The 21,009-nt window shown below is 64.2% G+C and carries 19 protein-coding genes, 2 tRNA genes and 1 pseudogene; 12 read left to right on the forward strand and 10 right to left on the reverse strand.

Annotation, left to right across the window (positions count from 1 at the left end; translation table 11 throughout):
- Positions 1–185: 185 nt before the first annotated feature.
- From E5CHR_RS25345 to E5CHR_RS25375, 7 genes are all read left to right on the forward strand, one after another.
- The gene (locus tag E5CHR_RS25345; RefSeq protein ID WP_162582386.1) at positions 186–1,157 is read left to right on the forward strand and encodes a LysR family transcriptional regulator; all 972 of its coding nucleotides are present in this window, start codon (positions 186–188) and stop codon (positions 1,155–1,157) included.
- A 103-nt stretch (positions 1,158–1,260) separates the two neighbouring features.
- Positions 1,261–2,229: a Bug family tripartite tricarboxylate transporter substrate binding protein gene (locus E5CHR_RS25350; RefSeq protein WP_162582387.1), complete on the forward strand. Its 969-nt coding sequence runs from the start codon at positions 1,261–1,263 to the stop codon at positions 2,227–2,229.
- 172 nt (positions 2,230–2,401) lie between these two features.
- Positions 2,402–4,159, forward strand: a complete 1,758-nt coding sequence (locus tag E5CHR_RS25355; protein WP_162582388.1) for a CocE/NonD family hydrolase — start codon at positions 2,402–2,404, stop codon at positions 4,157–4,159.
- 25 nt (positions 4,160–4,184) lie between these two features.
- Positions 4,185–5,114, forward strand: a complete 930-nt coding sequence (locus tag E5CHR_RS25360; RefSeq protein ID WP_197893874.1) for a 3-keto-5-aminohexanoate cleavage protein — start codon at positions 4,185–4,187, stop codon at positions 5,112–5,114.
- A 10-nt stretch (positions 5,115–5,124) separates the two neighbouring features.
- Positions 5,125–5,871 carry an SDR family oxidoreductase gene (locus E5CHR_RS25365; protein WP_162582389.1) on the forward strand — a complete coding sequence of 249 codons (747 nt, stop codon included), beginning with the start codon at positions 5,125–5,127 and terminating at the stop codon, positions 5,869–5,871.
- Position 5,872: 1 nt separating this feature from the next.
- A complete protein-coding gene (locus tag E5CHR_RS25370) occupies positions 5,873–6,184 on the forward strand; it encodes an NIPSNAP family protein (protein WP_162582390.1) in 312 nt (103 codons plus the stop codon).
- Positions 6,185–6,426: 242 nt separating this feature from the next.
- Positions 6,427–7,473 carry an alcohol dehydrogenase catalytic domain-containing protein gene (locus tag E5CHR_RS25375; RefSeq protein ID WP_332061329.1) on the forward strand — a complete coding sequence of 349 codons (1,047 nt, stop codon included), beginning with the start codon at positions 6,427–6,429 and terminating at the stop codon, positions 7,471–7,473.
- Between the two features lie 169 nt (positions 7,474–7,642).
- Here the strand turns inward: E5CHR_RS25375 and E5CHR_RS25380 are convergent, their stop codons facing one another.
- Genes E5CHR_RS25380 through E5CHR_RS25400 form a run of 5 tightly spaced genes read right to left on the reverse strand, consistent with a single transcriptional unit; the run spans position 7,643 to position 12,358 of the window.
- Entirely contained in the window at positions 7,643–9,292 is a 1,650-nt protein-coding gene (locus E5CHR_RS25380) for an acyl-CoA synthetase (RefSeq protein WP_162582392.1), read from the reverse strand.
- Positions 9,293–9,305: 13 nt separating this feature from the next.
- Positions 9,306–9,533 (reverse strand): 3-keto-5-aminohexanoate cleavage protein, encoded by a 228-nt coding sequence (locus tag E5CHR_RS32010; protein ID WP_269474090.1) that lies wholly within the window; start codon positions 9,531–9,533, stop codon positions 9,306–9,308.
- A 24-nt stretch (positions 9,534–9,557) separates the two neighbouring features.
- A complete protein-coding gene (locus E5CHR_RS25390; RefSeq protein WP_162582394.1) occupies positions 9,558–10,610 on the reverse strand; it encodes an SMP-30/gluconolactonase/LRE family protein in 1,053 nt (350 codons plus the stop codon).
- A gap of 15 nt (positions 10,611–10,625) precedes the next feature.
- Positions 10,626–11,606, reverse strand: a complete 981-nt coding sequence (locus E5CHR_RS25395; RefSeq protein WP_162582395.1) for a Bug family tripartite tricarboxylate transporter substrate binding protein — start codon at positions 11,604–11,606, stop codon at positions 10,626–10,628.
- Between the two features lie 38 nt (positions 11,607–11,644).
- A complete protein-coding gene (locus E5CHR_RS25400; RefSeq protein ID WP_162582396.1) occupies positions 11,645–12,358 on the reverse strand; it encodes a hypothetical protein in 714 nt (237 codons plus the stop codon).
- 213 nt (positions 12,359–12,571) lie between these two features.
- On the opposite strand from E5CHR_RS25400, the gene E5CHR_RS25405 reads away from it, so the two are divergent.
- The gene (locus E5CHR_RS25405; protein WP_162582397.1) at positions 12,572–13,312 is read left to right on the forward strand and encodes a TetR/AcrR family transcriptional regulator; all 741 of its coding nucleotides are present in this window, start codon (positions 12,572–12,574) and stop codon (positions 13,310–13,312) included.
- Positions 13,313–13,513: 201 nt separating this feature from the next.
- Entirely contained in the window at positions 13,514–13,756 is a 243-nt protein-coding gene (locus E5CHR_RS25410) for a DUF3606 domain-containing protein (protein ID WP_443083094.1), read from the forward strand.
- Between the two features lie 213 nt (positions 13,757–13,969).
- Here E5CHR_RS25410 and E5CHR_RS25415 read toward each other — a convergent pair whose 3' ends face one another.
- Positions 13,970–14,329: a bleomycin resistance protein gene (locus tag E5CHR_RS25415; protein WP_162582398.1), complete on the reverse strand. Its 360-nt coding sequence runs from the start codon at positions 14,327–14,329 to the stop codon at positions 13,970–13,972.
- Between the two features lie 1,245 nt (positions 14,330–15,574).
- Here E5CHR_RS25415 and E5CHR_RS25420 point away from each other — a divergent pair.
- Complete coding sequence (locus E5CHR_RS25420; protein ID WP_162582399.1) at positions 15,575–15,847, forward strand: hypothetical protein; 273 nt, start codon at positions 15,575–15,577, stop codon at positions 15,845–15,847.
- A gap of 76 nt (positions 15,848–15,923) precedes the next feature.
- Here E5CHR_RS25420 and E5CHR_RS25425 read toward each other — a convergent pair.
- From E5CHR_RS25425 to hrcA, 4 genes and pseudogenes are all read right to left on the reverse strand, one after another.
- A tRNA-Arg gene (locus E5CHR_RS25425) sits at positions 15,924–16,000 on the reverse strand.
- A gap of 115 nt (positions 16,001–16,115) precedes the next feature.
- Positions 16,116–17,003 (reverse strand): annotated as a pseudogene (locus E5CHR_RS25430) (NAD(P)-dependent oxidoreductase); the annotation flags it as partial.
- Positions 17,004–17,222: 219 nt separating this feature from the next.
- Positions 17,223–17,299: transfer RNA gene (locus E5CHR_RS25435), tRNA-Ile, on the reverse strand.
- 36 nt (positions 17,300–17,335) lie between these two features.
- Complete coding sequence (hrcA, locus tag E5CHR_RS25440; protein ID WP_162582401.1) at positions 17,336–18,340, reverse strand: heat-inducible transcriptional repressor HrcA; 1,005 nt, start codon at positions 18,338–18,340, stop codon at positions 17,336–17,338.
- 28 nt (positions 18,341–18,368) lie between these two features.
- Here hrcA and E5CHR_RS25445 point away from each other — a divergent pair, with 28 nt between their 5' ends.
- Together E5CHR_RS25445 and recN are read left to right on the forward strand one after the other, a co-directional pair.
- The gene (locus E5CHR_RS25445) at positions 18,369–19,265 is read left to right on the forward strand and encodes an NAD kinase (protein ID WP_162582402.1); all 897 of its coding nucleotides are present in this window, start codon (positions 18,369–18,371) and stop codon (positions 19,263–19,265) included.
- A gap of 3 nt (positions 19,266–19,268) precedes the next feature.
- Positions 19,269–20,957 (forward strand): DNA repair protein RecN, encoded by a 1,689-nt coding sequence (gene recN / locus E5CHR_RS25450; protein ID WP_162582403.1) that lies wholly within the window; start codon positions 19,269–19,271, stop codon positions 20,955–20,957.
- The last annotated feature ends 52 nt before the right edge of the window (positions 20,958–21,009 follow it).

Consider the following 21,009-nt stretch of genomic DNA (forward strand, 5'->3'; position numbering starts at 1 on the left):
TCGAAGCTCGCGCGCACGCGGCGGGCACCCCGGTTGCGGCTTCGCGTGAAGCGGAGGTGGCTGCATCGCCGGCGGGCACGCTATAGCTGTTGCAGAGTAGACTGCTGCTGGCCTCGTCTCACGTCGCGCCATCGGAGCGCCATGTCGCCACTTCGGCGCCACCGAGGCACGGCTTTTGGGAAGCCATGAACGTCAGGCAGCTGCAATACTTTCTCCAAGTCGCCGAACTCGGCAGCGTGACACGCGCGGCGGAGGTCCTGCACATCGCCCAGCCGGCGCTGTCGCGCCACATGCGCTCGCTCGAAGAAGACCTCGACGCGACTCTGTTACACCGTTCCGAACGCGGCATTACGCTCACGGAGGCCGGGGAATGCCTTCGCGAGAGCGCCGTCGAACTGCTGCGGCATTTCGATCGGGTGCGCTCAGAGGTTCGAGACCGGTCTGGCGATGCCAGCGGTGAGCTGACGATCGCGTTGCCTCCATCCATGTCGGAGCTGCTCGCATTTCCGGTCATGCAGCGTTTCAGGACCAGCTTCCCCAACGTCTTGCTCAGAGTGTTCGAAGGTTCGAGCGGAGTCCTCGACGCCTGGTCGATGGTTGCACAGGGCAAGGCCGACCTGGCGGTGGTCGCCTCCGGCGAACCGCTCGCCAGCCTCGAAGCCTACCCATTCATCGAAGAGCCAATGTGTCTGTTGGGCCCACCCGGATCAGGTCTTGCCATGGACCGGCCATTGACCCTGAAAGATCTTGTCGATCGGCCGATGGTCGCGATGAGCCGCCCCAATGTGGGCCGCATGCGCGTGGAAAGTGCGATGGCCGAGCGCGGTTTCCGCCTCAACGTTGCGATGGAGGTCAACACTCGGCAACTGGTGCTGAAGGCGGTGGAAGCAGGGTTGGGCTTCACAACCCTGCCCCTGTGTTCAGGGAGCGACCTGCTCGAGCGGGGTGCCATCTCCATGGCACCCATCGAGGGCGTGGTGATCTCCTGGCTCCTGATCAACGGTCGCGAACAGGGGTTGTCCGTTGCAGGCCAGCGAATGCAGCTCATGCTTCGTCAAGTTGCGCACGAGCAGATATCTACAGGTCGCTGGCCGCTCGCCAGGTTGAAGGGGTTCATGCCGTCAGAGGACGGGCGCCCTCCGCCACCTTCAACGTGACACCCGGATCGGCATGGACTCCATGCCGAGAAAGCATTTCCGCCGCTATCGCCCGGTTGCTAACCTCTCCTCGAGTCACATGACTACAACAGGAGACAGTCGTATGAACAGGCGAAACATGATCGCCGGATCGATCGCGTCGATGCTGGGAACCCAACTGCACGCAGAGGGTAGCCACGACTATCCACGCCGCCCGGTAACGCTCATCTTTCCGTTCCCGGCCGGATCGCCGGGCGATGCGGAAGTACGAGAAATCGGCAACTCGATGCACGAGGCCACGGGTCAGCCGCTCGTCATTGACTACCGCCCCGGCGCAAGCGGCACCATCGGCACGCAACTCGCCCAGCGTGCCGCACCGGACGGTTACACGCTGCTGTACGGCTCCACGACCTCGATCGTGACGGGGCCCGCCGTCATCATGAAGTCCCCCTACAGCGGCACGGCCGACTTCGAGCCAGTCACAGGCATCGGCCGCATCGACGGGGTGCTGATCGTGCCGGCCAATTCCAAGTACCGCACCGCGCAGGAGCTTGCCGAGGCACTCAAGGCCAATCCGGGCAAGTTGAATTACGGCACGATCGGTCCTGGCTCGATGTCGCACCTGATCGGCGAAATCTACCTGCGGACCGTTGGCGCGAAAGCGACGCCTGTCGCGTACAAGGGAACGCCGCAGGCCGTGCAGGCGCTGATTGCCGGAGAGATCGACTTCCTCTCCGACAGTGTTGCGTCATCCGGCGGCCTCATCGATGGCGGAAAAGTCCGCGCGCTCGCAGTGGCAACCAACGAACGCCTGTCCCAGTTGCCTGATGTCCCGACATTGACGGAGACGGGCCTGAAGTTGGTACTCGGGGTGTGGCTCGGGTTGTTTGCGCCGAAAGGGACGCCTCGTCCGGTGCTGGACCAGTGGGCGCTGTACGCGAGCAACTATCTCCGCGACGCGGACGTGCGCTCGAAGTTGCTTGCGAGGGGCATAGAACCGACCCCGAGCACGCCGCAGGAATTCGCGCGCCAGGTCGCAGCGGACGAGGCGCAGTGGCGGCCCCTCATCAAGTCGCTGAACATCCAGACTTGAAAGTCGCGAGTCCATCGAAGCGGGCGACCTTCCGGTCGCCCGCTTGTTTTGACCTTCGTGCCCCTCGCATGACCGCCACCGTCCAGTGCATGTCAGCCATGCCACGACGGTATTTCCCGAACGCGAGGGCCATTCTTATTCTTGCCGGCATGACAAGCCAAAGGACAACGCAATGAAACGAGTGAACGAGTCTGAAGTTGCCGCGATCGATGACGCCGTCGTTGTGGACTGGGACGTCCCCATCACGATGGATGACGGGACGGTTCTGCGTGCCGACGTGTTTCGTCCGGTGGAGACGGGGCGCTACCCCGTGATCCTCAGCTATGGCCCTTACGGCAAGGGATTGGCGTTCCAGGAAGGCTATCCGGCTGCTTGGGAAGGCATGGTCCGCAGCCATCCCGATGTGGCGGAGGGATCCAGCGGTCGCTACCAGAACTGGGAAACGGTGGATCCTGAGAAATGGGTGTGCGATGGCTATGTGTGCATCCGCGTCGACAGCCGCGGCGCTGGCCGCTCGCCCGGACTGCTGGATCCCTGGTCGGAGCGAGAGAGCAGCGACATCTGCGAGGCGATTGCCTGGGCCGCAGTACAGCCATGGAGCACCGGCAAGGTCGGCATGAACGGGATTTCGTACTACGGCGTGAACCAGTGGTTTGCTGCATCGCGCCGTCCTCCGGCGCTGTCGGCGATCTGTGTCTGGGAAGGCGCCGCCGACATCTATCGGGACGCCGTGCGCCATGGCGGTATCGCTTGCACGGCGTTGTGGAAGTCCTGGTTCGGACCCCAGGTCGTGAACGTCCAGCACGGCGCCGGTGACCGCGGTCCGCGCAGTCGCGTGACGGGTGAGCTGGTTGCCGGCCCCGAGACCCTGGGTGACGAGGCTCTCCGGCTCAACCGGGTGGACCTTGAACACGAGATGACGAGCCGGCCCCTCCCGGACCCGTATTTCGAGACTCGGGCGGCACGATGGGACTGCGTCGACGTTCCGCTTCTCTCGGCGGGCAATTGGGGAGGGCACGGCCTGCATCTGCGGGGCAACATCGAAGGGTTTACGGAGGCGAGTTCGAGGCAGAAGTGGCTCGAGATGCATGGCGGCGACCACTGGTCTTCGTTCTACATCGCCAGTTCAGTCGCCCTGCAGAAAAGGTTCTTCGATCACTTCCTGAAGGGCGCGAACAACGGCTGGGACGCCGAACCTCCGGTGAACCTGCAGATCCGGCACGTGGACAGGTTCGTTGCGCGCAAGGAGCAGGCATGGCCCATTCCGGACACGCGCTGGACCCGGTATTACCTGGAGCCAGGGCATGCGGTCCTCGGCAGTGCCGTTCCGGTTGACAACGCTTCCGTCACCTACGACGCGCTCGGGCCAGGCCTGGTGTTCATGCTGCCGTCGTCGACCAGCGAACTCGAGGTGACGGGGCCCTTGGCAGCCCGTCTTTACGTGTCCTCCGAGACCACCGACGCGGATCTGTTTCTTACCGTCCGCCTGTTCACACCCGACATGAAGGAAGTCACCTTCCAAGGCGCCAACGATCCGAACACACCGATCGCGCAAGGTTGGCTGCGTGCGTCGCACCGGAAGCTGGACGCAGGGCGCTCGAAGCCCTGGCGGCCCTGGCATGCCCACGACGAGATCATCCCGCTCGTGCCCGGCGAGGTCTATCCAGTCGACGTGGAGATCTGGCCGACGAGCATCGTGGTGCCGCCGGGCTACCGGCTGGCCCTGAGCATCCGTGGCAAGGACTTTGAATACGCCGGCCCGCCCGTGATGGCGCTGCACCCGAGACACGAAATGCGAGGCTGTGGGGCGTTCGTTCATGACGACGAGCGCGACCGTCCGCGGTCGGTGTTCGGTGGGCGGGTCACGATCCATACCGGTCCGGCGCATCCGTCTTCCATCCTTCTTCCCGTGATCCCGCCCCGAGCGTGATTCATCCCTCCAGGAGACCCATTTCGTGAAACAACACCGAGTGATCATCAGCTGCGCCGTTACCGGCAGTGTCCATACGCCCTCGATGACGCCCCACCTGCCGATCACCCCCCGACAGATTGCGGACGCAGCAGTGGGTGCGGCCGAGGCTGGCGCCGCCATCATCCACTTGCACGCGCGAGACCCCGTCACGGGGCGCCCGGACCAGTCGCCGGAAGCATTCGGCAAGTTCTTGCCGGAGATCAAGGAGCGATGCGATGCGGTGATCAACATCACCACGGGCGGTGCGCCCGGCATGACGGTGAGCGAGCGCATTCAACCTGTGATCGAGTTCAAGCCGGAAGTCGCCTCGCTGAATATGGGATCGATGAACTTCGGCATTTATCCCATGCTGGAGCGGTTCAGCAATTTCAAGTTCGATTGGGAGGCGCCGTTCCTGGAGGGCACCCGCGACCTCGTGTTCAGGAACACCTTTAAGGACATCGAACATGTCTTGCGGGTCGGGTATGAGACGGGCACCCGCTTCGAGTTCGAGTGCTACGACACCGCGCACCTTTACAACCTGCGGCATTTCCTGGACCGCGGAATGTTGAAGGCTCCTCTCTTCATCCAGTCCGTCCTCGGCATCCTGGGAGGAGCGGGGACGCATCCAGAGGATGTGGTGCACATGAAGCGGACGGCCGACCGGCTGTTCGGGGACCAGTACCACTGGTCAGTGATCGGGGCAGGCGCGGCGCAGCTGCGAGTGGCGACGCAGGCCGCAACGATGGGCGGAAACGTGCGCGTCGGCCTGGAAGATTCCATCTGGCTCGGCACCGGCAAGCTGGCGGAGTCGAATGCGGACCAGGTCCGGGCCGTGCGAAAGCTGATCGAAGGATTGGGGCTGGAGATCGCGTCTGCCGACGAGGCGCGCGAGCGCCTGCAGCTAAAGGGCGCCGCAGGCGTCAACTTCTGAAGGAACGAACGTGTCGAAAGTGCTTGTTGTGACCGGTTCCAGCCGGGGTATTGGTGCCGCGATTGCGCTCCTCGGTGCGAAGGAAGGTTACGAGGTCGCAGTGAACTACCGGAGTGATCGTGATGCCGCGGAAGCGCTCGTGCGGGATATCGCTCGTCAAGGAGGCAGGGCCGTGGCCATCTGCGCTGACGTGTCGACCAGCGCGGGAGCCGCGAAGCTCTTCACCGAAGTTGACCAGGAACTGGGCCCTGTCTCCGCGCTGGTGAACAACGCCGGCATCTCCGGTGGTCGATGCTCGATCACTGAAATCGACGAGGACAGGTTGCGGCAGATCTTCGAGACGAATGTGTTTTCCGCGTTTTACTGTTCCCGCGAAGCTGTCAGGCGCATGAGCCGCGCCAGCGGGGGCGAAGGCGGCTCGATCGTGAACGTCTCGTCGGCCGCGGCACGTCATGGCGGCATGCCCGAGCTTGCGCACTATGCGTCCACGAAAGCCGCGTTGGACGGCATGGCCATCGCGCTCGCCAAGGAGCTCGGTCCACTCGGCGTTCGGGTGAACAGCCTTCGACCCGGTGTCATCGTCACCGAAATGCACAATGAGTTCGGAGGCGCAAAGCTCATCGAAAGCATTGCGCCGACGATCCCGATGCGGCGCCCGGGCACTGCGCACGAAGTCGCCGAGGCTGTGCTCTGGCTGGCGTCGGAACGCTCGTCGTACGTGCATGGTGCTGTCATCGACATTTCGGGCGGAAGATAAGATGCTCTTCGAGATGCGGACTTACCAGTTGCCGCCCTCACGCCTGAAGGACTACCTCGCCATCTACGCAGAGAAAGGCAAGTCGCTTCAGTGTGACGTGCTCGGGCACCTGGCCGGGTGCTACACGACGGAAGTCGGGGACCTGAACCAGGTGATCTTCATTTGGGGATTCAGTTCGTTCGAGGACCGGATGCGTCGGCGCGCCGCGCTCGCCGACCTCCCTGCGTGGCAGGCGTATGTCGCGGAGGTCGCTCCTCTATTCATCCGGCAGGAGAGCAGACTTCTGATGCCGGCCCCTTTCATCGAGGCGTAGCCGACGGAGGACGCGATGCGGCACCTCCAGCGCGTCGGCTGAGCGATGCCGCGCCCGCTCGTCGCCGCGCTGGTGTGCGGCAGCCCTCACCGCAATCACGAATCGAGCTGGCCTTTGCAACCAATTAACCGGTATTCAACGTGCACGATCAAGTTCAGGACGCCGCGTCACTTCAACTGCGCTCTGTCATTAATTCCGATGGACAGGTTGTGCTCTCTCTTGTCAGAGAGGCAGTTCCAGCGTTGAAGCCCGAAGAAGTGCTTGTTCGCGTCGAAGCCACTCCGGTCAATCCGTCCGACATTGGTCTTATGCTTGGCGCCGCGGACCTCAGTCGGGCGTGGACTGCCGACGGCGCTGGTGGGCCGGAACTCGTAGCGCCCGTGCCTGCGGCTTCATTGAAGGCGATGCAATCGCGCAGGGATGCTTCGACGCCGGTCGGGCTCGAAGGTGCAGGTACTGTCGTGGCGGCAGGAAGTTCACATGCTGCGCAGTCCCTGATGGGGCGAACGGTCGCAGCGATGGCCGGGGGCATGTACGCTCGCTATCGCTGCATACCCGCAGCGGAATGCCTCGTTCTTCCCGAAGGCACGACTGCTGCACAGGCTGCCTCTTGCTTCGTCAATCCACTGGCTGCGTTAGGGATGGTTGAAACAGCTCGCAGTGAGGGCCACACAGCGATTGTCCAAACCGCTGCTGCGTCAAATCTCGGGCAGATCCTGCTTCGGGTCTGTCTTGCTGACGATATCCCGCTCGTCAACGTTGTGCGATCGGAGCAGCAGGCGGAGCTCTTGCGCGGGCAGGGTGCACGCTTCGTGTGCAATTCAAGTTCCGACGATTTCAGAGAGCAACTTGTCGACGCCATTGTGGCCACCGGAGCGACGATTGTCCTCGACCCCATCGGCGGGAGCAGCGGGGGGCAGATCTTGAGTTGCATGGAAGCGGCCATCAGCCGCCGTCCCGGCCAGGTGGTGTCCCGCTATGGCTCCGACGTCCTCAAGCAGCTGTATGTCTACGGCACTCTTGATCCTCGCCCAATCGAGATACCGCGCGACATCGGCACCGCATGGGCCGCTGGCGGCTGGCTTCTTCTTCGGTATCTGAAGGTGACACGACAGCAAACCCTTGACCGGCTCAAAGCCCGGGTTGCTGCAGAAGTGACAACCACGTTTGCGAGCCGGTACACGCGAAGTGTTTCGCTGGCGGAGGTCATCTCACCCGAAGTACTCAAAAGCTGCGCACGTCCCGCGACGGGGATGAAATTTTTGATCGAACCGTGGAAAGACTGCTGATCGAACCGTCGGAAATACCGGGGCAGACCAAGCGATCCGGCAGAGCGCCCGAAGAGGGGCAACCCGCCGGTAACTTGATCAAGGCCCGCGCGCGACGAGCACGGGAACGGCCCTCCTGGCCGGCAAAGGCTCGAACGCCGAGGGGCTGAATGTCCAAGGCAGTTGCTGCTCACACGTCCAGGGCGGAAGTGGACTCGAGCAGCCGTCGCAGCTCGAACTTCTGGATCTTGCCGGTGGAGGTCTTGGGCAATTCGCCGAAGACCACGGCTCGCGGCACTTTGAACCCGGCCAAGTGCTTCTTGCAGTGCGCGACGATGTCCTCGGGCGCGAGCTTCGCGCCCGCCTTGAGCTCGACGAAGGCGCACGGCGTCTCGCCCCACTTGGGGTCAGGCTTCGCCACCACGGCGGCTGCCAGCACGTCCGGATGCCGGTACAGGACGTCCTCCACCTCGATCGAGGAGATGTTTTCCCCGCCGGAGATGATGATGTCCTTGCTGCGGTCCTTGATCTTGATGTAACCGTCCGGGTACTGCACCGCGAGGTCACCGGTGTGGAACCACCCGCCCGCGAACGCCTCCTGCGTCGCCTTGGGGTTCTTGAGGTAGCCCTTCATGGTGATGTTGCCGCGGAACATGATCTCGCCCATGGTCTCGCCGTCCCACGGCACGGGCTGCATCGTCCGTGGATCCATCACGACGGCGCCCTGCTGCAGGTGGTAGCGCACGCCCTGGCGAGCGTTCAGCCGCGCCCGCTCGCCGATGTCCAGCCCGTCCCATTCAGGGTGCTTGGGGCAGACGGTCGCCGGGCCATAGACCTCGGTCAGGCCGTACACGTGGGTGAGGTCGAAGCCGAGCCGCTCCATGCCCTCGATCATCGAGGCGGGCGGTGCCGCGCCGGCCACCATGGCCTTGACGCCGCGCGGCAAGCCCTTCTTCAGCTCGTCGGGCGCGTTGACCAGCATCGAATGCACGATCGGCGCGCCGCAGTAGTGCGTGACCCCGTGCTCGCGGATCGCGTCCACCATCGCGCCGGCATCCACCTTGCACAGGCACACGTTCACGCCTGCCCGCGCCGCGACGGTCCAGGGGAAACACCAGCCATTGCAGTGGAACATCGGCAGCGTCCAGAGGTAGACGGCGTGCTTGGGCATGTCCCACTCGAGAATGTTGGACACGGCGTTCGTGGCCGCGCCGCGGTGGTGGTAGACGACGCCCTTGGGGTTGCCGGTGGTGCCGCTGGTGTAGTTCAGGGCGATGGCGTCCCACTCGTCTTCCGGCAGGCTCCAGGCGAACTGCGGGTCTCCCTCGGCCAAGAGCACCTCGTAGGTCAGCTCGCCGATGCGCTCCACCGGCCCGGTGTAGACCGGATCCTCGACGTCCACCAGCAGCAGCGGCGCGCTGCTCTTGCGCAATGCCAGCGCCTTCTTCAGCACGGGCGCGAACTCCGGATCGACGATGACGGCGCGGGCCTCGCCGTGGTCCAGCATGAAGGCGATGCTCTCCGGGTCCAGCCGCGTGTTGAGGGCGTTGAGCACCGCCCCGGCCATGGGCACGCCGAAGTGCGCCTCCACCATCGGCGGCGTATTGGGCAGCATGACCGCGACGGTCTCCCCCTTGCCGATGCCGCGCCGCTGCAGCGCGGAAGCCAACTGGCGGCAGCGGGCGTACACCTCGGCCCAGGCGCGGCGCAGGTCCCCGTGCACGATGGCCAGGCGTTGCGGGTACACCTCGGCGCTTCGCTGGAGGAATGGCAGCGGAGAGAGCGGCGCGTGGTTGGCGGGTGTTCGGGGAAGGTCCCGGTCGAAGAGCGGAGCGTCCATGGGTGCCACCTATTCAGCTGCGGAGAAGTTGAGCTCGATTGTGACCCTCCGAAGGATCTTCGACGAAGACCTGGTGCCTGGACGGGGGATGTCCAGTTCGCGGGTCTCGCGCGTGCAGGTGGACGATGGCCGCGCGGGCATCGGCCGCTTCCACGCTTTGCCGGGCGATCTCCTCTGGTGTGATCGGAAGGTGAGAAGACATCGACGGCGTACGGACAGCGCCGGTGATCGCGCAACTGATATGACGTTGTTGGGCATGGCGGGTTCAGCGGGCCTGGTGCCAATGGATCATCGGCAAACCTGGCACGGGTGCACGAAAGAAGGGAATGCGCGTCCCTCTGAGGGAGCCCAGGAAGACGGTGCGAAGGTCGGGTCCGCCGAACGTGACGCTCGCCATCCACGGTGCGATGGTTCCATGGGCCTCCTGCAGGTCGCCGAGGCGCAGCGTTCCTGCTCCAAAGCGCTCCAGCAGATTGCAACTCGCGGCTGGGTCGCCGTCGTCCAGCAACAGCCGCCGGTCGCCGTCCGGGGTGAGCGCGATGAGCTGGTCGACCATGATGAGCGTGCACCAGAGATTGCCATGTGCATCGAAGGCGATGCCGTCCGGCATCCCGCCGAGGTGGGACGGACCGAAGATCTCGCGGTCGGTGAGGCGAACCTCTTCGGGATCGGAAGCATCCAGCCGCATCCGGGTAATGTGCGGCCCGGTGGTCTCGACGATGTACAGCCACTCTTCGCGGGCATCGAGGCGAACTTCGTTGGTGAAGTGAAAGCCGTCGGCAACCACGCGCAGGCGTCCTCGCTCCACGACGGCGACATATCCGTCGCGCACCCTCGATGTCAAGGCCGCGGTCCATGGGTTCACGCGAGTGGAGACTGTCAGCCAGATCCGGTCGCGCGAGTCCCGAAGCACGAAGTTGACCTTCCCGATGGGCATCCCGTCGATACTGTCGTACAAGGTGCGGGTGGTGCCTTCGCGTGTCATTACCTCGAGAAGATCCGCTCCGAAGTTCGAGATCAGGATGTCCCCGTTTGCCGCCATCGCCAGGCCGTTCGGCAGCGTGCCCTGCGTGAACTTGGCCTCGAGGTCCTGGGTGGTGGCCTCAGAGTGACCTTGGAAGCCCCCGTTGACCTTCTGCCCGATGAAGCGCTGCGATCCATCAGAGGCGATGCGGGTGACGCCGCCGCGCGCGTCTGCAACCCAGAGCGTGCCGTCGGGCTCGGCCAGGATGCACTCCGGACGCTGCAAGTCTCGGCCGACGTAGCCGATCCGCGCGCGCTCGACGGCGAAGCCGTTCAGAGGATTGGTCTTGCTCACTTCGGGCCGTGACCGTCAGATGTCCATCTGGATGCCGAGAGGCGGGAGCACGTGCTGCAGATTTGCAAGTTCGCCTCGCATGTGAGCCTTGAATTGGTCCGGCGATAGGATCCATGGCTCCAACCGATTGCTCTTGAACTTCGACGCCAGGGCAGGATCGCGCAGCGTCCTGGCAATGCCGTCGTGCAGCGCAGCCAGAATGGCCGGCGGCATGTTCGGCGGCGCCAGGATCGTCAGGTACGAAGGCAGGTCGACGTCCCTCACCCCGATTTCTGCGAAGGTGGGTACTTGGGGAAGCGAGGCCGCACGATTGCTCCCCGTTATCCCGAGCGCCTTGAGCTTGTTCGACTCGAGGAATGGCCACACGACGGCGGTCCCGACGAACATGATGTCCACGACGCCGGAGAGGAGGTCCGTTAAGAAGTCGCCCCGGTAGGGGACGTGCAGAAGGTCCACTCCGGCAGACTTCGCGAACAACGCTCCCACGACATGCGTCGAGTTGCCGTTGCCCGCCGATGCGTAGCTGATCTTGCCCGGCGCCTTCTTCGCCGCGTCGAGCACGTCCCGGGCGCTGTTGAAACGGGAGCCCGCCCTCGTCACCATGATGAACCCCTCGCCCACCGCGACGGGCGTGACGGGGGTGAAGCCATCGATGGGCTCGTAGGGGATCTTCTTCATGAGAACGGCGGTGGTCAAGTGACCAGCCGTCGTGAAGAGGACGACCGATCCATCCGGCTTGGAGCGGGACACTTCAGCGGCCGCAATCGTGGCCGCGGCTCCGGGCTTGTTCTCGACGATCGCATTGCGGCCGGTCACGGTGCGATAGGCTTCTGCGAACCAGCGGGCCGAAGCGTCCAGTGCATTCCCCGGCGGAAACGGCATGATCATCCGCAACATGTCAGGCAGCGCGGTCTGGGACCGGCCGAGTGCCGGCGACAGAGCCGCACAGGTCGCGATGAGGGCGTGCCGGCGCGTCAGGGAGGTGGTCGTGTTCATGCAGGCTCCTTGGGCGCTTCGAGGGTGCGTGCGCAACTTCAAGTGTTGACCGTGAGCGCGATCGGCATCAGGTCGGCCGGCTGCTTCCGCGTCTCCAGGTACATCTGCAGCCAGTTCGACCATTCAACCGTCAAGTGGTCTACGTGGCCGGACACGAGGGCCTGCGGCGCGGCGGCGCCCCACCAGACGATGAACCGGGCTTCGAAGCCGGAGGGCGTGTCACGCAGCTGATGCGCCATGTAGGCGAAGGTCTGCCCATTCCTGCAGACGCCACGCCCCAGCCACCTGTGGGGAAACGCGGGGTCCATGGGGACCGGCAACTCGGCGTCGTCCGGCAGGACTTCCAATCGCAGCAGACTTGGCTTCGCGGTGTGGCCTGCGACTTCGAGGATGCCGATCGCCCCGCCCTCGAGCAGAAGCTTGCCGAGATGGTCCGGGTGAGCGCGCTGCATGGCCTTGCCGTTGGCGCCGCTGTAGCCGGTTCGCACCCAGTCCAGGAATTCCGCGCTGTTGCCTTCGGACACGAGCGCGGTCGCCTTCGATTCGACGTATTCGCCCTTGGACGCCGCAGCCCACGATTCCTTCTCCGCGTCGGATTCCTCCAGTTCCTTCGCGAACAGCTTCGCCATGCCTTCCACACCCAGCTTGTCCGTGAGCAGGCTCATCATGTGCCTGGCACGGCGCACTTCCATGCGACGGATCGTGTCCTGCGACACGGCCTCGCCGTTGTTCTGAAAAACGAATTTCTGCATGTCGGTCTCCGGGTTGAATGCATGCGTTGCGGTTGATGGCTTCACACCCGAGATTCGGCGTGTTGAAGGTCGTTGACTATACGTATGGATAAAGTCTAGGATCAAAGTCAGCCTATACGTGTCAGGGTTTGCACGAAGGAATCGAGCAGCGTCTGGCCATGCGGGTGGCTGTACCACGGCTCCTCCTGTACGGTCGTATAAGATGGTGGAGCAATGCAAATCAAGGCCAATTCCCCCCCGCGTCACCCCCCCTCGGGCGCCGGTTCGACAGGTCCGAAGCGACGGGCGGACAGCGAGGCGACCCGCCAGCGAATACTCGACTGCGCCGAGAAGCTGTTCTCCGACGCCGGCTTCCATGCCACCTCGGTGCGCGACATCGCGACGCTGGCGGAATGCCAGTTCGCCCTCATCGGCTACCACTTCGGCGCAAAGTCGGAACTGCTGGACCATGTGCTCGGGCGTCGTTCGTCTGTGCTGAACGAGGAGCGCATGGAGCGGCTCGATCGCCTTCGCGATCGCAGCAAGGGAAAGCCGATCGCCATTCGCAAACTGGTCGAGGCTTTCGTCGGAGCCATCATGGAGCGTGCGAGCCAGGGCGACGCAGGGTGGTCCAACTACACCCGGCTGATCGCCGCCATCGCCATCAGCGCGGAGTGGAGCTACCTGACGGACAAGCACTTCAACCAGGTGGCTCGCCAGTACGTTGCCGAGATGAAGCGGTCTCTGCCGAAAGTCACCGACGAACGCCTGCACCAAGCGTTCTTTTTCCTGTTGGGCGCCATGTGCACCGTCTGCGCGCGGCCCGATCGGGTCGAGACGCTATCGCAGGGTCGCTTCGGCTCCAAGGAAGTCGCTCACATGACCGAGAGCCTGTACACGTTCCTTGCGGGCGGGATCACGGCCGTGGCCGAAAGCGCAGGTGCGGACAAACTCGCGGAACCCGGACGATCCTAGCCGTCTCCCAGCGGGCTAGCCGTTGAGTCGCACAGGATCTCCTCCGACGACTACCGGGGCAAGCCCGGAAGTCTCGGCCACAGTGAAAGCGGCGCAGCGCGTTCAACCGGAGGCACATTTCGCCTACAAGTCTGCTGTCAGTCAAATGCGCAAATCGCCTGCATGAACGGCCGTGCAGCACGCGTAAGACATATCCAGGAGATGTCGGCGACCGAGCGGCGCTGGCAGCCACATCCGGATGATTGGCTGAAGGAGTACAACAACATGACAGACGACAAGACAAAGGTGGGCGGCCAGGACCGCGCGCGCATCAACTTGAACGAAGACTACGAGGTCAGGGACTGGGCCAAGTCGCTTGGCGTCACCGAGGACGAGCTGCGCAAGGCGGTCGCCGCGGTGGGCAACCAGGCCGATAAGGTGCGCGAGTTCCTGAAGAAGAAATGAAAGCCACCCGGACCGTCCCTCGGAGCTGATCGCGGACAAGGGCGGCTGCACCTGCGGTGGCGCAGCAGCACCATGCGAATGCAACCCCGACGCGCACGTCAAGTGGGCGATCGTCTTTACCTCAGTCGATCCTGCCCTCGACGTGTTTGCTAGTCGCCTGCACTAGATTCGGCTGCGCCTGTCCTCATGCCTCGAAGCGATTTCCGATCGGACTCATTCTTGGACCAGCCTCAGCAAGGTCCCATCTATGTCGATCAAGGCCCCCACCAGACCGCCCCAACTTTCGCGCATCGGTCTATGCACACGCGGCCAACCGGTTTTTGCCTCCGGTACACCTACGTTCACGACGTTGTTGAAGAAGGACTCGACGTTGTCCAGCCGCAAGCAACAGCTGAACCAGCTTGTTGCCGGATCAAGCTGGGGATGAGGAAAGAATTCGAGCGAAATTTGGCGCAGTTTGAGAATCATCCAGCCGTCATCGCGCCAACTCTGCTCAAAGCCAAGTTGACGATAGAACTGGAATGTCGCCTCGAAATCTCGTGACGGCAGGTTTGGCGTGGCACGGTCGGTCATTACGCTTAGTCAAAGAGTGGTTCAGCGGGAGGGCTCTTCGGCTGCGCCCTCTCCGCTTTGAGCTTCGGCTGCGGCAGCGGGGCTGGCGGCGCCTGGCCCGCGTCGAAGATCTCGGCCGGGGCGAGCCTGAGCAGCTGCTGCGCCTGTTCGACGTGCCTTCCAGCTATTGGGCGAAGTCGGCGGCCTCGATCGGGATCCATGGCCTTGTCGATCCAGACATTCCAGAGACCGGCCAAGCCCCAAGGCTCGCCATCGGCGCCGCGGAAGCGCAACCACTCGCACCATGGGAACGGCTGCTCGTGCGCGGCCTCCAATAGGGCTCATCGAAGTTGGCGCCGGGATGATGCAGCGTTGGCCACGCCTCCACGGAGGCTTGAAGATCGCTCACGTCGCTGCGAAGCGAGGCCGACTACTCTGAACTCAGCCAAATCTTCTGCTGCCAGTTTGGGTCGGCGGGAAAGCGAGGATGTCGATAGACCACCTGCCGCGGTTTGATTGCCTTAGTTTTGTCGATCAGCTCCAAGCATTTGGCCGTGACACCTGTAGACGAAATGTGCAACTGGCTGAACGTCGGATCAAAAGCTCGGTTTGTGTCTCCATCTCTTGCTTTACAGGCCACAAAGTAGTGGGTGCGGACGTCCTTAGACTGCAGCAAACCACTCAAGCCAAGTGACGTAAAATTCATGTCACTCCTACCCCAAATATGCACCACGTCGGGATGCTCCAGACTTGCGCACCGGAGGAGGCGGGCCACTTCTGATGCTCCACCTACGGGGTCTACGCAATGCGCCACCCGCACATTGAAGCCACAGTTATTGAGTAGCTGCCGCTGCCCACTTCTTGCATCCTTCGGACTCACGCAATTTACAGGGTCGGTTTCTCTATAGTATTCGTTCGATTCGGGCGCGGACGACCCCTTGCTATCAGCCCATGTGGTTGGGGGCGTTTTGATGGTGGGAGCGCTCGCGCCACTGGTCGATGAAACCTCAAATCGCGACGGATCAAAGTTTCCGCGCTTGAACTCCGCTTTCCGAGGGGAAGGCTGTAGGGCCCATGGGCGAGGTCCGCAATGACTCGTTGGATACCTTCGAGACACACAGCGGAGAAAGCCGTATCCGCTGTCATGGGCAGAGCAGGCGAAGCTGATTTCCGGTCCTTGCGACCCACCTTCAGTGCGCAGCGCTTTTCGCGCTCAACACCGGCGCACGCGACGACAACGCCTGTGGGCTGCGGTGGAGCTGGGAAGTGCCGGTGCCTGAGTTGCAGCGCAGCGTCTTCGTGATTCCGGCCGCTGAGTTCAAGGGCAAGCGCGACCATGCGCTGGTTCTGAACGACGCGGCTTGGAAGATCGGGGACGGCGGTGTCGCCGAGGAGGATCGCGCCCTGCTCCTGGGGCATGCGATCGAGGGGATGCCGCAGCACTACGCGACCGCGACGGTGGAACGACTGGTGGAGGCCGCGAACAAGGCGACCAACACCTTCGACCGCACGACGCTGCTGCGGGTGGTGAACGGCTAGGCGTTAGAAGTCGCGCAGAAAGTCGCGCAAATGAGAAGAGGGTTAGTCCGCGCTAGCGGGCTAACCCTCTGAAAAGTGGTGCGGCTGGCAGGATTCGAACCCACGACCCCTTGGTTCGTAGCCAAGTACTCTATCCAACTGAGCTACAGCCGCACAGCTTGCGAGTATAGCATGCAGACAGGGCCGTCTTCCTGCACGTACGATGCGATGCCCGAATCCTCACGGCCACTGGCACGGTTGGTCTACGCTGCGCGCGAAACCCAGGCGGTCACTTCATCGCCAAGAGCGCCGCGAGCTGTGGCACCAGCGCGTCGGGCTCCTTGGCCAAACCGGTTTCCAACGCGGACAGCACGGCGGCGGCGACTGTCTTGTAGGCGCCCGCGTCCTTGGCCATGGTGTTGTAGTAATCCAGGTCCTTGCGTGCATTGGCGATCGAAAACCTCAGCCCCGACGTATCTTCAGCAAGCAGGAACGGCTTGAGCCGCTCCAGCGCGATGCCACCGCCGCCGCCCTTCGCCAGCACTTCCACGAACGCTTCGGCTCCGACGCCGTTCGTCTTGGCGCACGCGGCGGCTTCCGACAGCAGCGTCACCATGCCGAGCGACACATAGTTGTGCAGAAGCTTCATGCTGTGTCCCGCACCCACGGGCCCTATGTGCGTGATGTTCTCGGCGAAGCAACGCAGGAGCGGGAGGACCTCGTCGAGCAGGGCGACGTCGCCGCCGACCAGCAGGTTCAGGCGCCCTTCCGCGGCCTCTTTCGGCGTGCGCGTCATCGGTGAATCGAGGAAGCGGCCGCCTGCAGCCTGCACCGCCTGCGCCATACGCACCGTGGACGACGGAATGGCCGTGGAGCAGTCGATCACCACGGCCCCCGGCCGGAGTCCCTGCAGGACGCCGTCTTCCCCCGTGAGCACGGCCTCGACCTGCGGCGATCCCGTCAACACCAAAATCACGACGTCCGACGCGGCAGCGACCTCGCTGGCGCTGGCGAGCACGAGCAGGCCCTTTGCCCTGAGGTCGTCCACCGGCTGGTTGCCAGGATGGTCCAGCACTCGTAGTTCGTGCCCATGCTTGAGGAGGTTGCTCGCGATTCCGTGGCCCATCATGCCGATGCCCACCATGCCGACGCTTTTTGCCATTGCTCGTTCCTTCGTGCGTTGTTGCGTTGCTCAGCGGCGGCCCGTCATGAACCGCTCGAGCTACTGCGGATCGACCCCTGGCTGGATGACGTTCAGCGGGATCGGCCCCCGAATTGTCTGCGTCGATTAAAGAACCTGCATCGCCAGGTTCAGTTTGCCCGCGAGGCCAGGGAGGCTCGGCCGGCGAACGAAAAAAGCCTGCTCCCGGACAGATGGCAGGCTTTCTCATTGCAGTGGTAGGCCGTCCTGGGCTTGAACCAGGGACCAACGGATTATGAGTCCGCTGCTCTAACCAACTGAGCTAACGGCCCACGCAGCAGGGATTCTAGTGGGAGGCTCGCCCTGCCCTATTTGCGGTGGCTCAGCGCATTGGTGACCAGCTTCGACGTGATGTCGACGATCTGGATCATGCGTTCATAGGGCATGCGCGTCGGCCCGATGACGCCCAGTGTTCCCACCACCTCGCCATCGACCTCGTAGTTCGCGCTGACGATCGAGAGATCCTCGAAGGGCACGACCTGGCTTTCCCCGCCGATGAAGATCCGAACGCCCTCCGCCTTGCTCGAGACGTCGAGCAGGCGAAGCAGCTGCGCCTTCTGCTCGAACAGCTCGAAGGCTCGGCGCAGGTGGCTCATGTCGCTGGAGAAATCGGTGACCGAAAGCAGGTTGCGCTCGCCCGCGATCACGACTTCGTCCTGGGCTTCGGTCAGCACCTCTGAACTGACCTGCACGGCCGCCTGCATCAGCGCGGCAATCTCGCCGCGCAACTGCTCCATTTCGGACTGCAGCCGGTCGCGCACCTGTTCGATCGACAGGCCGGCGAAGTGCGCATTGATGTAGTTCGAGGCTTCGACCAGCTGCGACTGCGAATAGTCGACCTCAGGAAAAATCACGCGGTTCTGTACGTCGCCATCGGGGGAGACGATGATCACCAGGAGGCGGCGATCGGACAGCCGCAGGAATTCGATCTGCCGGAACACCGAGGCGCGCCGCGGTGCCATCACCACACCGACGAACTGCGACAGGTTCGAGAGCAAATGGGCCGCGTTGGCGATCACCTTCTGCGGCTGGTCCGGCGGCAGGCTGGGCGCCGCGAACTGCTCGCGCTGCGCAGTCAGCATGGTGTCGACGAACAGGCGATAGCCCCGCGCCGTCGGAATGCGGCCAGCCGAGGTGTGGGGGCTGACGATGAGCCCCAGCCCTTCCAGGTCCGACATGACATTGCGAATGGTTGCAGGCGAGAGCTCGAGCCCCGAAGCCCGCGAGAGCGTACGGGAGCCCACCGGTTGCCCTTCGGCGATGTACCGCTCGACCAGTGTCTTGAGCAGCAACTTGGCGCGTTCGTCCAGCATTGAAAGATTTTAGTGTTGTAATTTACCGATGACATCCAGCTTCCGGCGCGTCGCATTGATCGGCAAGTACCAGGCATCCGGCGCACGGCCGCCGGCCGGTGCGCTGGACGAGATCATGGAAGGCATCGGGGCCTTTCTCGAATCGCAGGGTTGCGAGGTGTTCGTCGAGCAGCGGGACGAGGGCGATGCGCATACCACGCGTTACGCCGACCTGTCGGTCGAGGAGATCGGCCGGCAGTGCGATCTGGGCCTGGTGGTGGGCGGCGACGGCACGATGCTCGGCATCGGGCGCCAACTTGCATGTTACGGCCTGCCGCTGATCGGCATCAACCGTGGTCGGCTGGGCTTCATCACCGACATCGCGCTGAACGACTACCAGACCACGCTGATCCCGATGCTGGCCGGCGACTACGAGGAAGACCACCGAAGCCTCATGCAGGCGACCGTGGTGCGCAAAGGCGTCTCGGTGTTCAAGGCGCTTGCCATGAACGACGTGGTGGTCAACCGCGGCGCCACGTCGGGCATGGTGGAACTGCGGGTTTCGGTCGGCCATCACTTCGTCGCCAACCATCGCGCCGACGGCATCATCATCGCGTCGCCCACGGGCTCCACCGCGTACGCGCTGTCTGCCGGCGGTCCGCTGCTGCATCCGGCTGTGCCGGGATGGGTGATGGTGCCGATCGCACCGCACTCGCTCTCCAACCGCCCGATCCTGCTGCCCGACGCGGACGAAGTGTCGATCGAGCTCGTCGGCGGCCGCGACGCGAGCGCCAATTTCGACATGCAGTCGCTGGCGACCATGGCCATCGGCGACCAGATCGTGGTGCGCCGGTCGGAGTACCGCGTGCGCTTCCTGCACCCTCGGGGTTGGAGCTATTTCGATACGCTGCGCAAGAAACTGCACTGGAACGAAGGAGGTTCCTGATCCATGGCACTGCGACGCATTGCCTTGCGCGACTTCGTGATCGTGCGCGCCCTCGAACTCGATCTGACCGGCGGTTTCACGGTGCTGACAGGCGAGACCGGCGCCGGCAAGTCGATCCTGATCGACGCGCTGCAATTGGCACTTGGCAATCGGGCGGATGCCGGCGCGGTGCGCGAAGGCGCGGAGCGCCTCGACGTCAGCGCCGAGTTCGATGCCGAGCCTGCGCTCGCCGCCTGGCTCGACGAAGGCGGTTTCGAAGCCGGCGATGCACTGCTGCTGCGTCGGACGGTCGATCTCCAAGGCCGCAGCCGCGGCTGGATCAACGGCAGCCCGGCAACCGCGACGCAGCTGCGCGAGCTTGGCGACCGCCTGCTCGACATCCACGGCCAGCACGCCTGGCAAAGCCTGACGCGTCCCGAGGCGGTGCGCCGGCTGCTCGACGCCTATGCTGGCGCCGAAGATGCTGTTGCGGCCGTAGCGCAGGCCTGGCAAGGGTGGCGCCAGGCCATCGCAGCGTTGGACAAGGCGCGCTCGGCCCAGGATTCGCTGCAGCGCGAGCGCGAACGCCTCCAATGGCAGGTGGGAGAGGTCATGAAGCTGGCCCCCGGTGCCGACGAATGGGAAGAGCTCTCGGCGAGCCACACCCGCATCTCCAACGCGCAGGCGCTCATCGACGCCGCCGAGGGCGCCTGCGGGGCTCTCGAAGACGACGAGAGCGGTGCGCTGGCAGCGCTGAGCCGGGCCGCCACACTGCTGCAGAACTGCGAGCACATCGAGCCGGCCTTCAAGGAATTGGGCGAAGTGCTGGCCTCGAGCGTGGCCCAGGCCTCCGATGCCGCGCATTCCCTGCACGGCTATCTGCGCCAGGCCGACACGGACCCGCAGCGGCTTGCCGAACTCGACGAGCGGATGGGCCTGTGGATGTCGCTCGCCCGCCGCTACAAGCGCACGCCGGCCGAGCTGCCCTCGCTGCTCGCGAGCTGGCAGGCCGATCTGCAGGCCCTGGATGCCCAAAGTGACCTGGAAACGCTGGAGCGCTCCGAGACTGCGGCGCAACAGGCCTACCGGAAGGCCGCCAAAACGCTGAGCAAGGCACGCAAGCAGGCGGCCCCGCGGCTGGCACAGGCCGTGACCCAGGCCATGCAGGGCCTCGGCATGCTGGGCGGGCGCTTCGAGGTCTCGCTGGAGACGCTGGCCGAGCCCGCCCGCCATGGGCTGGAGGACGTGGCCTTCCTGGTTGCAGGTCACCCAGGCAGCACGCCACGCGCGATCGGCAAGGTGGCCTCCGGCGGCGAGCTCTCGCGCATCGCGCTGGCGATCGCGGTCACCACCAGCCAGCTCGGCGCCGCGCAGACGCTGATCTTCGACGAGGTCGATGCCGGGGTCGGCGGCGCGGTGGCCGAGACAGTGGGCCGCCTCATGAAGCAGCTGGGCCGCGATCGCCAGGTGCTGGCAGTCACCCACTTGCCACAGGTCGCTGCGTGCGCCGATCATCACCTGCTGGTCGCCAAGCAGCAGACGAGCGCGAAAGGCCAGGGCGGCATCCGAACAGAGAGCAACGTCTCGGTGCTCGATGGCGACAGCCGCACGCGCGAGATCGCCCGCATGCTGGGTGGCGAGCGCGTATCGCAGACCTCGCTCGCGCACGCGCGAGAAATGCTGGGCAGCAAGACACCGGAGGTTTCTGCGTGAGCCGCATGCCCGCTCCCGATGCGAACAGCACCGCAGCCGACGGCGACGGTAC

The sequence above is a fragment of the Variovorax sp. PBS-H4 genome (assembly GCF_901827205.1).
GTDB lineage: Bacteria > Pseudomonadota > Gammaproteobacteria > Burkholderiales > Burkholderiaceae_C > Variovorax.